Below are 15785 nucleotides of genomic sequence, written 5' to 3' on the forward strand. Positions count from 1 at the left end.
TTCCGCATCTCGGAGCCAGTGAGCGACATATGATTTCACTTAATACATCGGCCAGCCAAAACCCTTCACTCAATTTGCACGGCAATATTGTGCAGCAAGGGGTAATGGTAGTAGACGATAGCAGCATGCACAGGTACAGCGCGCATATGTGTTTGCGCGCTTTTGGTGTCAGTCAGGTGTACGAAGCGGCCAATGGAAAATTAGCGCTGGATCAACTCGCGCAGCTCGAACAAATCCCTGCGGTGATGTTGCTGGATTTGGAAATGCCGGTTATGGACGGCATCGAAGTATTGCAACAACTCGCGCAATTGCCGCACAAACCTGCAGTCGTCTTAGCCAGCAGCTCCGATGAAGTGCTCATCAGCGCAGTTGCCACCATGGCGGAAGCCTTGGGTATTAATTTGCTCGGTGCTTTTCGCAAACCGGTCAACCCGGTTGAATTGGCCGATGCACTCAACAGTTATAACACCGGTATTTGCCCGCCCGACCAGGAGCGCCCGCCGATAGAAACTGATGTTGAACAATTAAAAACGGCGTTGGACCGCGCTAAAATCCAGGTGTATTACCAGCCCAAAATGGATCTTGAAACTATGAAGATAGCGGGCGTGGAAGCGCTGGCGCGCTGGAAAAACCTGCAAGGCGATTGGATTCCACCCGGCGTGTTTATTCCCATGGCGGAAGAGCACGGTTTGATTGGCGATTTGACTCTCTCTGTGCTCGACCAGGTGTTGCAAGACATGAATGGCTGGTGGGAGCTGGGGCAATATATTCCCGTGGCAATTAACCTCTCAGCGAAATCTCTCGCCGAATTTAATCTCGCGAACGAAATTATCCAGCGCGTAATTCGTCAGGGCATACCTGCGCACTTTATTACCTTTGAAATTACCGAGAGCGCATTGGTGGTCGATTTGCCTTCGGCGTTAGCCACCATCAGCCGTTTGCGTTTGAAAGGTTTTGGTATTTCCATCGATGATTACGGCACCGGTTTTTCGTCCATGCAGCAGCTGTCGCGTTTCCCGTTTTCTGAATTGAAAATTGATCGCTCGTTTATTCAGGGCGCTCCGGCGCGGCAATATATCCGCAATATTTTGAAATCGGCCATCGAAATGGGGCAGCGTTTGGGAATTACTACCGTTGCAGAAGGTGTGGAGACAGAAGCCGAGCTACACTTGCTCAAAAGCCTGGGTTGTAAACAGGCGCAGGGCTTCCTGCTGGCACGCCCCATGCCTGGGCGCGAGCTGATGGGCTGGGTCGAACAGGATTTGCAACGTAAAAACACCATATGCCAAACAAGTCTCGGGTAAACAAATACTTTCATTTTTTCTCGCTGGTTAATCCCACCCTGTTGTCAGCAGCACTCGCTATAGTGCTGCTGTTTTTTTTTACTAGCCTCGCATTGCGTCATATCCATTCCAGTCAGGAGCGGATTGTGCGCGCGCATCTGCAAACTTCACTCAACTCCTTCACCGAGTTGATTCAGCTCTGGCAACAACAAAATCTCGCCGCCATCCATATGTTGGCTAACTCGACCCAAGGCAAAACCCTGCTGAAACAGGTGCTGCTGGAGCAGGGCGATAAGGCTGCTACCCATGATGCGCTGCGCGAATGGTTGTATCCGGTATTGATGGTGATGGGCTTTGATGGCTTTTCAGTGATTAATCACGAGCGTGTATTGGTTGCTGCCAGTACGAAAGCTTATCGCAAACAACCGGTGTTATTGCCTGAGACCATTGAGGTGCTTGATAAAGCGCTTGCCAAGCGTCCGGCTATTTCGCGCCCGGTAGCGGCAGTACTCCCTATCGATGGGCCGCGCGGCCTGCAACCGGCGGGCACACTTATGCAAAACATGTGTGTGCTGTTCGAATCAGAGGTCACAGCGCCCGGCTATTTTTGTTTGCGCTTCAATACCCAATCGAGTTTTTTTCCGATTTTTTTTAAAGGGCGCACCGGTCGTTCAGGCGAAATTTACGCTATCGACAACCGTGGCCGCTTTGTTACGCCCGCGCGTTTTGCGCCAACACAAATGGATAATTCAAGCACCGAAGCGCAACAACAAGCGGCGCGTATTGGGGCCGAAGTTCGGCGTCCCCTCGCTCGCGGTGAGCAGGGGCCATTGACCGATATGGTGGATTTTTTAATTAATCGTGAAGCCGGACTAATCAAAGTGGGTTATCAGGATTATCGCGGTATTTCTGTAGCCGGAGCAGGCCGCTGGATTGATGAAATGGAATTGGGTGTGATCATCGAACAGGATGTGGAAGAGGCGATGGGGCCTTATCTCGCCTCGCGCAATATTATTATCGGCTTGAGTGTCGCGGCCAATTTATTAATTGTGGTGTTGACCATCACCGCGATTCTCAATCGTCGCAGTGCATTGATGCGTGAAGGGCGTTTCCGCTCGCTGTTGGATAATTTACCGGCAGCGACACACATGACCTCCATTGATCACCAGTTGATTATGGTCAACCCGGCGTTTTGCAGCTTGCTTAAACTGGATGAAAGCGATTTGCTCGGGCGCGATATACATGACGTACCCGCACCCAACTGGCTCAAGCCACTCCTTCAAGCCGAGGAAAACGTCGGCGCTGATTCCTATTGGAATGATGTTGTCTCTGAATTGCGCCACCCCGACGGCAATCCGCGTTACTACCGCATAGTGCGTTTCCCGATCATCCATACCAAGGGGCAAGAGCCGCAGGCGATTACCTGCATTTGGGTCGATGTTACCGAGCGGATAGTGGCCAATCAGCGCATGGAAGAGGTCAACCAAAATCTGGAACAAATGATCAATGAGCGTACCCACGAACTCATGTCCGCTAAAGATGAAGCGCTGGCTGCATCACAAACAAAAGCGGAATTCCTGGCCAATATGAGCCATGAAATTCGCACGCCGCTCAATGCGATTATCGGTCTCGCGCATATTGCCCTGGCCAGTAAGCCCGAACCCAAGCAGCGCACTTATTTGGAAAAAATGCGCGACTCAGGTGAGCATCTGCTGCAAATTATTAATGATATTTTGAATTTCTCGCGCATGGAGGCGGGCAAACTTTCGCTCGATCACAGTGAATTCTCTATCGATCAACTCGTGGATAAAACAGTTGATCTGGTGTGGGATAAAGCAGCGGCAAAAGGCCTGCAAGTGAATGTGGAAATTGATGCGCAAATTCCCAAGGTGCTGTTGGGTGATTCCCTCCGGCTCGGCCAAATCCTTATTAATTTTTGCGCAAACGCCGTGAAATTTACCGATCACGGCAGCATCAGTATTCGTGTAACCAAAGTGCGTGATTGGCAAGAGCGCGTCGAGTTATTATTTGAAGTGGAAGATACCGGGATTGGGATTGATGCTGAAAAAGTGCAAAATTTATTTCAGCCATTCCAGCAAGTAGATTCCTCCAGCACGCGCCGTTTTGAAGGCACAGGTTTGGGGTTGTCGATTTGTAAAAATCTGGCGGATTTGATGCAGGCGCGCATCGATGTCAAAAGTACCGAAGGGCAGGGCAGTTGTTTCCGCTTGCGCGTGCAGTTGGAAAAAAATAATCGCGCACCCGCGCCCAATATCCTGCAAGCAGATCCCAGCCCCAAAAAATTGGCGCCCATCCACTGCAGCATTCTGGTGGTGGAAGATAATTTGCTCAACCAGGAAATTATTTTATCGCTGTTGGAGTCTATGGAAGCAACGGCTATTTGTGTCGGCTCGGGGCCAGAAGCCATCGCTATTATCCAACAGCAGGCATTTGATCTGGTATTGATGGACATTCAATTGCCGGGTATGGACGGTGTTGAAACCACCGCGCGCATCCGCGAATTGCCGGTGGGTAAACATCTCCCCATTATTGCGGTAACTGCGAATGCGTTGCCGGGCGATAGAGAGGCCTATCTCGCCGCGGGCTTGGATGATTATTTATCCAAACCGATTGAGCCTGCGCAATTGCATAGTGTATTGGAGCAGTGGGGGCATGCCTGCCGCGTGGCCGATGATCTGGTGCCCAAAGCCAGCAGTTTTGAATTTTTGCACAATGGTGGAATCGACACGGCGCGCGCGCTGCATAATTTAATGGACAATGAGACGCTCTATCGCCGTTTGCTCGAACGGTTTGCGCGTGAGCGCGCCACATTTCCAGCACAATTGACTGGGCTGCTGGAAAACAACCCTGCAGAGGCGCTCAATCAGGTGCACTCACTTAAATCCCTCGCCGGTAGTTTGGGTATGAGCCAACTGGAAATTATTTGTTTTAATCTGGAGCAACATTTGCATAATGGTGAGTGGCAGCAAGAATTGGTTGATAAGCTGGGTGTTGAACTCACCGCTATGGTGGAGTTGGTCTCGCTGGGTTTAAATCTGCAACATAATTAATAATGATTGTTAACGTCATTTTTCAGTAGGAGTCGCTATGCACACACTTATGGTTTTGGTCGGTGGCTTTGTGTTGTTATTTTTTTGCCAGCTAGTCGCGCGGGTATTTGCTGGTGCGGGGGTAAAACCTATGGCTAAAGCAGAGCTGCTTTTTATTCCGCTCTGGTTTGTTATAGCTGCCATCAATATGTGGATCGGTATCAACCACGCCGGTTACACCTTTATGCAAGAGTTGCCCATCTTCCTGCTGGTGTTTGGTGTTCCTGCTGCGGCCGCGCTGCTGACCTGGTGGCGGCTCACGCATTTGCAAAAAGGAAAATAATTGATGTTGTCTTTACTCCGCGCGCGCGGTCGTGACCCGGGTGGTAGTAACCAGAGTGGCAAGGTCACTATGGTTGAACTGTTTTTCGATTTGGTGTTTGTATTTGCCATCACCCAAATCTCCCATTCACTGCTTGCACATTTAACGCTCGACGGCGCGATCAAACATTTTTTGCTCTTGCTCGCCGTCTGGTGGGTTTGGATTTACACCTCTTGGGTCACCAACTGGTTAGACCCTGAACGTCTGCCAGTACGTTTATGTTTATTTGCATTGATGCTTGCGGGCTTGTTGATGTCTGCCTCTATCCCCGATGCGTTTGGCGAGCGCGGATTATTATTTGCCTGTGCTTATGTGTGTATGCAAGTGGGACGCACAGCATTTTTCCTCTACGCGATCCGCAACAGCGCGCGCAATTTTGTGCGCAGTTTCCAGCGCATTTTTATCTGGTTGTGCCTCTCGGCGGTGTTCTGGCTCGCTGGTGGATTTGCGGAAGGGCAGCCGCGTTTTATCCTCTGGTGCATTGCTTTTTTTATTGAATTTATTTCGCCCGCTGCACTTTTTTGGGTGCCGGGTTTGGGGCGTGCAAGTACAACGGATTGGGATGTGGAAGGCAACCACATGGCTGAGCGCTGCGCCTTGTTTGTGATTATTGCGCTGGGTGAATCGTTGCTGGTGACGGGGGCAACCTTTGCGGATCAAGAGTGGACCGCCAATGTTATCGCCGCATTTTTGGTGGCGGTGGTTGGTTCAATTGCGCTCTGGTGGATTTATTTTGATTCAGGTTTGCAACGTGCTCATCACCGCATCCTTCATTCTGCTGACCCCGGCAGCCAAGCGCGCCTCGCTTACACTTATATGCATGCGCCGATTGTAGCGGGCATTATAGTCTGCGCGGTTGCCGACGAGCTGGTGCTTGCCCATCCCGACCATGCATCTCCAGCAGGGGTGGCGGCAATTATCGGCGGCCCTGCGCTGTATCTATTGGGCTGCATGTTATTTAAATGGGTGACCAATGACCGCCGGACACCGCCCTTGTCACACATGGTTGGTTTGCTGTTGCTGCTTGCTGCCATTCCGCTCGCCACCCATCACCATTTTTCTGCATTGGGATTGAGTGCGGTCACTACCGGGATTCTGGTTGTGGTAGCAATATGGGAGACAATGGCGCTAAAAGATTAAATTTTCGTTCCGATAAAAATTATATTGTCTTTTATGGCAGGGCTTTTTGTAAAAAGTCGTTGCGAATCACAAGATCAATAAAATTTTTCTGTTAGCGTGAGGCCTGTTTTGGGTTATTCCTGCGATACAGTGATTCGCAATCTCTTCACAAAAATGATCGGAGGTTATTATGGGCGCCATATTTTATCGCATCGTAAAACAAATAAAAAAATTTGCACTTCCGACGGTAATCGCGTTGGTACTGACAGGAACAAACTCCGCCAATGCAGTTGTTATTGATTTTGACGACATTCAATATGTACCTGCTGATGAAATGTTCCCTCATTTTTCTGATAACCCGCTCACCGACCAGTACCTCGACAAAGGTTTATTGATTGACGGTGGTTTTCTGGTAGGTGAATCCCTTCCCGATGGTAGCAATGACAACCAACTGCTCGGCAGTAACTTTTTACTGCTCAGGTTTGTCGGTAACTTGCCAACCTACGTCAGTATGTATGTCAGCGCGGCACATGAGCAGGCAGTATTTCTCAATGCCTTTGGCGAAGGTGGTTGGCTCGCACAAAAACAAACATCAGGTTATGCAGGTCCCTACAATGAAACACCTTATATCGATAATCAGTTAGTGAGTTTTTATGCACCCGAGGGGATTTCTTTTATTACACTGGAAGCCTTTTATGGATTAAGAACGGGCGCTGTGGTGGATAATTTATTTTACGACTATTCCACATCGGTTCCTGAACCATCACTATTCATATTGTTGATAAGCGGCTTGTTAATGATTGCACTGAGTTCTGTTATTCATAGGCAATGCAAACTGGTTGAAAAATAATCCTGGTTGAAAAAAACCGGCAGGAAATTGGCGCAGATAGTGCGCACCAATGTCCTGCCGGTTTTATTTTTTGCATTGGTTATTGCGCGGGTTCTTCACCCGGCAACATCACCATCCAACCCACACCAAATTGGTCAGTGACCTGCCCGTAGAGCGGCGACCAAAAGGTTTTCATCAGCGGCATATCCACTTTTCCACCGTTGCTCTCAAGTGCGGCAAAAATGCGGCGAGCTTCATCTTCATCAGGAACATTCAGTGCCAGGCGAAATCCGCTGAATTTCTCCACATCATTGCAACCATCAGATGCCATTACCCGCACATTGCCGAGGCTAAATTCAGCGTGCATGACTTTATTTTCAAAACCGTCTTGAAGCATTCCCTCAGGAACAGCATCAGGGCTCTCGTTAAAACGTATCAGGAATTTAACATCCGCACTTAAATGTTGTTTATAAAACGCCAGGGCTTCATCGCAGCGGCCAGAGAAAAATAAGTAGTTGTTCACTTCTACTTTTTGCATGGCTAATGCATGGCGCAATGCAGCATCTTTTTCTCGTGATGCGCCATCGGGGTCAGCAACCGCAAAATCCTCGATCTCATAAAAGGTGCGGATCTCGATATCCGACTCTTCCTCTTCCATCGGATTAGGGCATTTCTTCACCCACTCAACGGCCTCTTCCATGGATTTCACATTCCAAATCCAATAACCGGCAATTAATTCATTTGTTTCAGTAAAGGGGCCAGTCGTCACTACCCGCTTGTCGCCGCTAAAGCGCACACGCAAGCCTTGGCTGCTGGGCTTAAGCCCGTCGCCCGATTCCATAATGCCGGCTTTTACCAGCTCCTCATTAAAATTCATCATCGCTGACATCAGCGCCTCAGTTGGCATTTTTCCCGCTTCAGAACCGGGCGATGCTTTTACTATGACCATGACTTTCATTGTGGTATCTCCTATATAAACCAATATTTAGGGTGGGTTTTGTTACTTGCTACCCAATAGTCGAACGGCGTTTGGGGAAATCGACAGCGGGATTAAAATAAAAACTGAAAAAGTTCCTGCGCATGGGATATCAAATAAAGCAGACAACCTATACATCCACCCACGATGGTGCCGTTGATGCGTATATATTGCAGATCTTTGCCTATATTCAATTCAATCTGGCGTGACATTTCTTTGCTATCCCAGCCTTTCACCGTATCCCGGATATGTGCCGTTAGGAATAGCGCAAAATCTGGAGCCATTTTTTTTGCTGCGTCTTCCATATGCTGATTAAGGGATTGGCGTAAATTTGCATCGTGCGCCAGGGTTTCTCCTAACCATTGACCGGCAGCACTGATTTTTTGATGCAGCACGGAATTCTTATCTGCACAGTCGCGTTTGAGCCAGTCTTTTAAATCGCGCCAGAGTTCACCCATATAGGTATTAAAGGTTTCATCATTTTTTAAGTAGCGTTTGATTTCTTCTGCCTTTTCAAAAAACTCGGGATCTGTTTTCAAACGTGTAATAAAATCTTTTGTGTAGCCATCAAATTTAATGCGCAGTTGATGGTCAGGGTTCTCGTTAATCTCATTCAATAAGCGGCTTGCTGCTTTAATTGCAATGTCAGCACCGGTGCGACCAACCCAACCTGAAGGCATAATTTTTTCTGCAACCGGGTGTTCATCTTTAAGCCAGTCAACAATTCCTTCGGCGATAAAGGTCTGCGTCTCGTTCTCGGCTAAAATTGATGCAAACTGATTAATCCCTTCGTTAAGCAGGGCCTGGTGGCGATTATTTTTAGTCATGACGTCTAGGAGCATGCCAGCGGATTGGGATAAATCGATTTTGTCCAGCATCGCATGAATCGCTTTGGTCATGAATTTTTGCACAGCTGCGTCTTCGATAAAATCGAGCATGCCCGCGGTTATTTTGACTAAATAGGTACCCAGTTTTTTGGTGTTGTCGGCGGCACACAACCAGTCTGCCGCTTTTTGTGCAGGATCGTGTTTTTGAATGAGCGCAACAATGGACTCCACATCCAGAAATTTTTCTCGCACAAACAGCGCGAGATTATCTGCAATTTTATCCTTATTTTTTGGAATAATTTCGGTGTGCGCAGAGACAATTGGAATGGGTACGCGTTTGAACAGCGCCACTACCGCAAACCAGTCTGCCAGCGCGCCCACCATAGCCGCTTCAGATATCGCCCTCATTAATCCGACCCACCATCGCTCGGCAGGCAAAAATAACGTACTAATAAAAGTGAGCGCGGCAAACGCCAGAAAATACATAGCAAGGCGTTTGGATTTTTGCAGTTCGATTTCTTTAGTCATTTACTGATCACTCCCTTACAACACTGCTATTTTCTGGTGGCGAGGGTAACACCGCTAATCACCAGTAAAGCTCCGAGTAGCTGCACCAGTGTAATGGGCTCATGCAATATCAGGGCGCCAAGAAATAAGGTAATCACCGGGCCAATGCTACCAAGAATTGCCGCACGGCCACTGCCAATGACACTAATGCCCTTATTCATTAAAAAACTGGGAATAACCGTACAAAAGAACGCGAGGACTATTGCTAAAACATATACCGGTTGCGGTTGCTTAAGATTAGCAACTCCTTCCAGCGTTAAACTGTGCAGTATCACACCTACGCAAGCGGATAACATGGCGTAAGCCGTGAAACGGCTGGCACCAACTTTGGGAATCGTATCGCCCGCCAGGACGACAAATAAAGCGAAAAAAATGGTACTCAGGATAACCAGGCTCGTACCCAGCAAAGTGTAGTTCCATTCGCTGGTTAAGCGTAAATCCTGGATAAATACCAACAACATGCCTGCATAAGCCAGTGCCAATGCAATTTTTGTTTTAGGTGTTATTTTTTCCTTTTTCCAAAATGCCAACATCAATAACACCAGTGTTGGATAGATGTACAAAATCAATCGCTCCAAGCCCGCCGAGATATATTGCAGCCCCATAAAATCGAGCAGGCTGGAGACGTAATAACTCAACAACCCCAGCCCGATAATTTTCCAGCCATCACCTTTTGCGAGTGGTGTGAGTTGTTGGGTTTGCAACCAGAGCGCAACCGCTGCATAAAATGGAATTGCAAATAACATACGCAATGCCAGCAATGGCGTAGCGGTGATTCCATATTGATACGCGAGCTTGATGACAATCCCCTTTGCAGCAAAACAAAAGGTGCCGACAAGAATGCAAATAATACCGATGATCGCAGGAGGATATTTCATGGCGGGGTTCAAGGTGGTGGATGCGACATCATAAAGGCGGTGTGGTAACTACTCAATCATCAATATGAACAAGCGCATCGCCAGCTGTTTCATTAATGACTTGTTGCGTAAATAACTCTGCTTGCGCAGCGGCGAGGCTGATTTGCAAAGTGACTTGCATGGCATAGTCCACATGTAAAACCTGCCCTTGATACGTATTCACTAGATGGCGAATTTTGGTTTCCTTGGCGAAATCCACAGTGATATGAATGTGTATGCAGGGGGTCACTTCTACTAACTGCGCGCAATTCACTGCTGCAGATACTGCGCCCGAATACGCACGCACCAATCCCCCCGCACCTAATTTCACTCCGCCAAAATAACGCACTACCACGGCAAGCGAATTGCCCAACTCGCGTTCAGTCAATACATGCAACATAGGTTTTCCCGCTGTACCGGAAGGTTCACCATCATCGCTAAATGCTTGTGTCTGCGGCTGGCGGGTATTTCCGATTACATATGTCCAGCACACATGGGCCGCATCGGGATATTGTTTTCGGTAGCCATCAACATGCACCATCGCTTCATCACGCGAAGTAACAGGGTGTAGAAAGGTTAAAAATTCACTGTTTTTTTCTTCAGTGGTTGCTGCGATAGGTGCGGCGAGAATGGTGTAGATGGACATGGAGTCGCTCAGGGTGAAAACGAAAGTGGGAATTATAGTGCAAGTTACACTGCGAATTCGATTTCTGTGAGCGCTGGGATCTAAAGCAAGTGGGATGAATGAATGGTTTGTGTAGTTAGTGTACGCGGCGGATATCTGGAGCAAGTCGCCATCACTGCTTAATGATGGTGTGAATAAAGTTGGTTCAGGCTCGATTTGAAACGGCATGAGTAATATACCGGCAGGCATGCTGCCGACATCTCACCCATGCATATCGTGGATGCTATTACACGGGTCAGGTGAATTATGCTTTAGGCGCATCAAGTTTTTTATGGTTAGTAAAATAGATAAACATTAGATCTGCGCTTCAAAAATTAAATTAAACGGAGTCTCCGCTGCGCGCCGAAAATGTGTGAAACCCGCTTTACGAAACACGTCTGCCAAGCGTGCTTCACCCGCTTGTGCGCCCAGCACCATCTTTCCACCTTCGGAAATGGCATGAGCGCAACAAACGGTTGTTGAGCTCGCGTAATAGGCGCGGGAAATAGGGGAAAGGTTTTGTTCAATTCGATCATGCGCAAAGGGTTCGACTAACATCACTGTGCCGCCGGGTGCCAATGTTTGCGCGGCATATTTTACGGCTGCAACCGGGTCACCCATATCGTGCAGGCAATCAAAAAAACAAATGAGATCATATCGGTGATTGGGGTAGGACACGGCGGTGGCGATATCAAAATTCACTTGCTCAGCAATATCCGCAATGCGCGCATTTTGTTGTGCGGTGTGGATCGACTCTGCGTGTGCATCAAAGCCATAAAAGCGTGAATTGGGAAAGGCTTGTGCCATTAAAATACTGGAATGACCGTGGCCGCATCCGATATCGGCAACAGCAATGCCTGCGTGCAGTTTATCGACTATCCCATTGAGTGCAGGCAGCCAATTTGCAACTAAATTCCCGCGATAACCATTGCGATAAAATGCTGCAACGCCGCAGTGCAAACTGCCGTGATGGTCACCCCATGCTACACCTGTTCCAGTGCGAAATGCGTGCAGGGTTTTTTCTTCATCAAACCAAAGCGACGCCGCCGCGCTCCATGCATGGGGAATAAATACCGGGCTGTTTTCATCGGCCAACACCAGCGTCTGTTCTGGGGTGAGTTCGTAACAATCGCTCAGCGCGTGATAATCCACATAACCGCCCGCCGCTTGCGAATTTAACCATTCGCGCACGTAGCGTTCAGCACAACTCGAGCGTGAGGCGACTTCGCTGGCGCTGAGCGGGCCAGCGCCAGCCATAGCTTGATAAAGGCCGAGCTTGCTGCCAATACTGATCATCGCGCCGCCATAAGATGCTGAAAGATCGTTGACCGCGCGCATGACAAAAGCTTCCAGTTTTGCAGGATTAATTGCAGTTGCATTCATGATATTGATTCCTTGAGTGATAGGTTTAAAGCTGCCGCTCATGATCAATGTAATCGGGTATAGGCTGAAGAGGTGGAATCACCTAAAATCGGTTCGTTTATGCCATTGGGTGACAGATTTGTATTGCAGTGTGGGGGCCCCGCTCGTCAGGTTATGTAGGGGCGCGGCTTGCTGCGCCCTATAAATAAAAAAGGATCGCAGAATGAGTAATGATGCAGCGCGCAGAGGAAATTCCTATCACGTCAGTTTACTGGCTGTGCCCGATGCAGTGGTGTCCACGCTGGCGGGTATTTACGATGTGATGAATTCGGTTGCGGTCATGGGCATTAATTCTACTGCATCATCTGCGGTGTTTCAGGTAGAAATTGTAGGCGAGGTGGTGGGGCCGCTGGATTTGGTGAGCGGTGTTCCCATTCAGGTGCAGCGCGCAATTACTGGTATCACGACAACCGATATTATTATCGTCCCCTCATTTTTATTGCGCGCCGATTGCTGGGAGCAAAACCGTTATCCGCAATCCATTCAATGGCTGCGCACAATGCATGAGCGCGGTGCAATTATTTGCTCAGCCTGCTCAGGGATTTTTTTATTGGCCGAAACGGGATTGTTTGACGGCAAAGAAGCCACGGTACATTTCAATTACGCCGCTATTTTTGCGGCGACTTATCCCGCAGTCACGATCCATCCAGAACGTGTACTGGTAATTTCCGGCCTGCGCGAAGAATTAATTTGTTCCGGTGCGTCTATGAGTTGGCACGATCTGGTGCTGTATTTAATTGCACGTTTTGCTGGCGCAACTACCGCACAGGAAGTTGCGCGTTTATTCGCATTGCAATGGCATCAAGATGGTCTTACACCCTACATGATTTTTGAAGGCAAGCTCGATCACGGCGATGCGGAAATCTATAGTGCACAGCAGTGGTTAAGCACACATTTTTCAGTGGTTAATGCGGTTGACGAAATGATCAAACAATCGCGCCTTGCCGAGCGCACCTTCAAACGTCGTTTTGCCGCCGCTACCGGCATCACACCTATCGCTTATGTGCAACGCCTGCGTATCGAAGACGCCAAGCGTCGGCTTGAGCGAACCAATACATCTATTGATGAGATTAGTTGGAGAGTGGGCTATGAAGACGCTGCATTTTTCCGGCGTTTATTCAAGCGCACTACGGGTATGGCGCCGAGTGCTTATCGCAAACGGTTTTGTATTCCGGAGTTTGCGCGTTAGTCATTGAGTTGTTTGTGAATATGAATAAAACACTATGGTGAATCCAAAATCCCACTTCCTGTGTCCAAATAACTTTACGCCAGTAAAGTTATTAAGCGTTGCTTAAAACATACTGCGCGTGACGTTTTTCCATTTGGCAACAACTCAACAGGTGGGGGAAGACCATGAAATATATACTGGTGGTTACGCTTTTACTTATCCATGTTGTACGGGCACATGGAGAGAGTTTTAAAAGAGAGGAGGTCCGGTTCACCAGCAACAATGTTCAGCTATCGGGTTCTATATTCCTTCCCAAGGATAAAGAAATTTTCGCAGCAGTGGTATTTGTTCACGGCTCCGGCAAGCAGACCAGAAGTTTGTTCTGGGCAGAAAAATTTGCAGAAAATGGAATAGCGGCGCTGGTCTATGACAAGCGCGGGGTAGGAGATTCGGGTGGCAATTACGAAAGTGAACGCAGCGTGGGCGAAAAAAATATAGGTCTTTTGGCAGACGATGCTGTGTCAGCATTGGCCGTCCTATCGAAGCATCGCGCGTTAACAGATTTGCCCTTAGGTTTGGCGGGAATCAGTCAGGCCGGATGGATAATTCCTTTAGCTGCAGAAAAAAGCTCTATTCCAAAATTCATGGTGTTATGGAGTGGTCCGGTCTGTAAGGTCAGTGAGGAAGATATCTTCAGTAAATATACGGCTGACATGGATGGTAAAGAAATTCCAAGTTACGACGAGGCGATAAATTCGAGAAAACAAAAATACCGCTGGCCTGATTTCCTTGGCAAAGATTCTGATCCAAGTGATAGCCTGGCAAAACTACATATTCCGGGGTTGTGGATATTCGGTACGGGTGACGGCAGTGTGCCAGTGGACCTTTCAATAAAAAGACTCGAATTATTGCGGAAATCAGGCCATGAATACGACTATGTCGTATTTTCAGGGTTGGGCCACAACAATATGGCGGAAACTTTTTCTACCGCATCCGATTGGATTATTCGAATATCACGATAGTCAAAAAAAACCGAACGCGTGGTTCAATTTTCAGGGAAAGGAACAGCGTATTGCATATCACCAATCGGCGGTTGATGTACGGTGAGATCTTGTACATAGCCACTATTACCGTTTCTAGGGAGCTTCGAGGCTCACATAGGATGCATGTTTGATAGCAGTTTGATTGCTAAAGATAGCTTGCGCACATTGGTTATGCCTAACTTGGTGCAGAATGATGGTTCACTACATCCGAGCCCGATTAGGTAGGTCGTGTTTATGGAAAACGGAACCTGGTTTTTATTAATTGGTTTGCTCATGCTTGGCCGTGGTTTGACCTCCACGATTCTGACGCGCTCACCCTTCAGCTCCTCCATTGTTTACCTGGCAGTCGGGTTGATTGCAGGCCCCATGGTGTTAAATCTCTTTCGGTTTAATCCTGTCGAAGAAGCACCGCTGCTGGAAATACTGACAGAAGTGGCTGTATTGATTTCCCTTTTTTCGGCGGGCATTAAAATGCCGGTGCCGGTTACGGTAAAACAATGGGGCAGGCCAGTCTTGCTCGCCTGGGTAGCCATGGCCCTTACAGTAGGGTTTGTTGCTGCTTTCACTTACTTTGTCTTGAGTCTTCCGCTGGGGCTTGCGGTGTTGCTGGGAGCCATTTTGGCGCCCACGGACCCAGTGTTGGCTACGGATGTGCAATCGCGGCATCCCGGCGATAAAGATCATTTACGCTTCAACCTCACCAGTGAAGCAGGCATGAATGATGGATCTGCATTCCCGTTTGTGATGTTGGGATTAGGCTTGCTTGGCTTGCACGACTTGGGCACCTCAGGTTGGAAATGGATAACGCTGGATGTGCTGTGGGCAACCTCAGCTGCCATCGCTGTCGGTATTGTTGGCGGTATGCTTCTGGCGCAGATCGGATGGAAGTTGCGCGGGAGTGAATTTAAACACGAGATTCTTGATGATCTGGCGGGATTGGGGTTAATCGCGCTGGTCTACGGAATAAGCGTGTCGATTGATGCCTGGGGTTTTTTAGCGGTATTTTTTTCCGGGGTTGCTTTACGTCAAACTGAATTGAAGTTATCCGAGCGATATGCACGCCAGGTTAATGCAATAGAACAAAAAGATAATTCATTGACGGTTGATGCAAATGATCCTGAGCCACCAATTATCAGTGTTGAGTCGTTGGTTTTTGGTGCGCATCTTGAGCGCTTATCGGAAATGTTATTGGTGTTTTTGCTTGGGGGCATGCTGGCGTTTCAATTCTGGACTTGGCAAACCCTTGGTTTGGCATTGTTTCTATTCGTGATTGCCCGCCCGCTGAGTGTTTACATCAGCCTGGCCGGAACCAATACCAGTTGGAAACTACGCAGCATGATCGGATGGTTTGGTGTGCGCGGCATTGGTTCGATCTACTATTTGATGTATGCAATACAACATGGGCTGGATCAACATCTGGCACAACAGCTGACTCAATTTGTCCTTGTTGTGGTAACGCTGTCTATTATTGTTCACGGCATTAGCGTGAAACCCATTATGGAAAAATTTTGGCGACGTCGTTAAATTGCCTGCTAAGCCCATGACCTATTTTAATATCG

Annotated in this window: 13 protein-coding genes; 8 read left to right on the plus strand and 5 right to left on the minus strand. The window is 48.3% G+C overall.

All coding sequences use genetic code 11. The annotated features are described in order from the left end of the window. Positions 1 to 29: 29 nt before the first annotated feature. The 5 genes from B4E62_RS19900 to B4E62_RS19920 all read left to right on the plus strand — a co-directional run bounded on the left by B4E62_RS19900 (position 30) and on the right by B4E62_RS19920 (position 6684). Positions 30 to 1304, plus strand: coding sequence for an EAL domain-containing response regulator (locus tag B4E62_RS19900; protein WP_331353290.1), 1275 nt, complete (start codon positions 30 to 32; stop codon positions 1302 to 1304). Continuing rightward, entirely contained in the window at positions 1283 to 4354 is a 3072-nt protein-coding gene (locus tag B4E62_RS19905) for an ATP-binding protein (protein WP_331353291.1), read from the plus strand. Before B4E62_RS19900 ends, B4E62_RS19905 begins: the two co-directional genes overlap by 22 nt. Before the next feature lie 37 nt (positions 4355 to 4391). After that, a complete protein-coding gene (locus tag B4E62_RS19910) occupies positions 4392 to 4676 on the plus strand; it encodes a hypothetical protein (protein ID WP_310075041.1) in 285 nt (94 codons plus the stop codon). Between the two features lie 3 nt (positions 4677 to 4679). Then, positions 4680 to 5855, plus strand: a complete 1176-nt coding sequence (locus B4E62_RS19915) for a low temperature requirement protein A (protein WP_310075039.1) — start codon at positions 4680 to 4682, stop codon at positions 5853 to 5855. 169 nt (positions 5856 to 6024) lie between these two features. Next, on the plus strand, positions 6025 to 6684 hold the full coding sequence (locus tag B4E62_RS19920) for a hypothetical protein (protein ID WP_331353292.1): 660 nt from the start codon (positions 6025 to 6027) through the stop codon (positions 6682 to 6684). A 79-nt stretch (positions 6685 to 6763) separates the two neighbouring features. Here B4E62_RS19920 and B4E62_RS19925 read toward each other — a convergent pair whose 3' ends face one another. The 5 genes from B4E62_RS19925 to B4E62_RS19945 all read right to left on the minus strand — a co-directional run bounded on the left by B4E62_RS19925 (position 6764) and on the right by B4E62_RS19945 (position 11976). Then, on the minus strand, positions 6764 to 7621 hold the full coding sequence (locus tag B4E62_RS19925; protein WP_331353293.1) for a YciI family protein: 858 nt from the start codon (positions 7619 to 7621) through the stop codon (positions 6764 to 6766). A 92-nt stretch (positions 7622 to 7713) separates the two neighbouring features. Beyond that, positions 7714 to 8994 (minus strand): DUF445 domain-containing protein, encoded by a 1281-nt coding sequence (locus B4E62_RS19930; protein WP_310075034.1) that lies wholly within the window; start codon positions 8992 to 8994, stop codon positions 7714 to 7716. 26 nt (positions 8995 to 9020) lie between these two features. Further along, complete coding sequence (locus tag B4E62_RS19935; RefSeq protein ID WP_331353294.1) at positions 9021 to 9911, minus strand: DMT family transporter; 891 nt, start codon at positions 9909 to 9911, stop codon at positions 9021 to 9023. 52 nt (positions 9912 to 9963) lie between these two features. Then, on the minus strand, positions 9964 to 10575 hold the full coding sequence (locus B4E62_RS19940; protein ID WP_331353295.1) for a YigZ family protein: 612 nt from the start codon (positions 10573 to 10575) through the stop codon (positions 9964 to 9966). Between the two features lie 333 nt (positions 10576 to 10908). Beyond that, positions 10909 to 11976, minus strand: coding sequence for a class I SAM-dependent methyltransferase (locus B4E62_RS19945; protein WP_331353296.1), 1068 nt, complete (start codon positions 11974 to 11976; stop codon positions 10909 to 10911). Positions 11977 to 12178: 202 nt separating this feature from the next. On the opposite strand from B4E62_RS19945, the gene B4E62_RS19950 reads away from it, so the two are divergent. From B4E62_RS19950 to B4E62_RS19960, 3 genes are all read left to right on the plus strand, one after another. Next, positions 12179 to 13204 (plus strand): GlxA family transcriptional regulator, encoded by a 1026-nt coding sequence (locus B4E62_RS19950; protein WP_331353297.1) that lies wholly within the window; start codon positions 12179 to 12181, stop codon positions 13202 to 13204. 164 nt (positions 13205 to 13368) lie between these two features. Then, the gene (locus tag B4E62_RS19955; protein ID WP_331353298.1) at positions 13369 to 14205 is read left to right on the plus strand and encodes an alpha/beta hydrolase family protein; all 837 of its coding nucleotides are present in this window, start codon (positions 13369 to 13371) and stop codon (positions 14203 to 14205) included. A gap of 255 nt (positions 14206 to 14460) precedes the next feature. Next, positions 14461 to 15750, plus strand: a complete 1290-nt coding sequence (locus B4E62_RS19960) for a cation:proton antiporter (protein WP_331353299.1) — start codon at positions 14461 to 14463, stop codon at positions 15748 to 15750. Positions 15751 to 15785: the final 35 nt, after the last annotated feature.

This window comes from Cellvibrio sp. UBA7671 (assembly GCA_002483145.1).
Lineage (GTDB): Bacteria > Pseudomonadota > Gammaproteobacteria > Pseudomonadales > Cellvibrionaceae > Cellvibrio > Cellvibrio fibrivorans.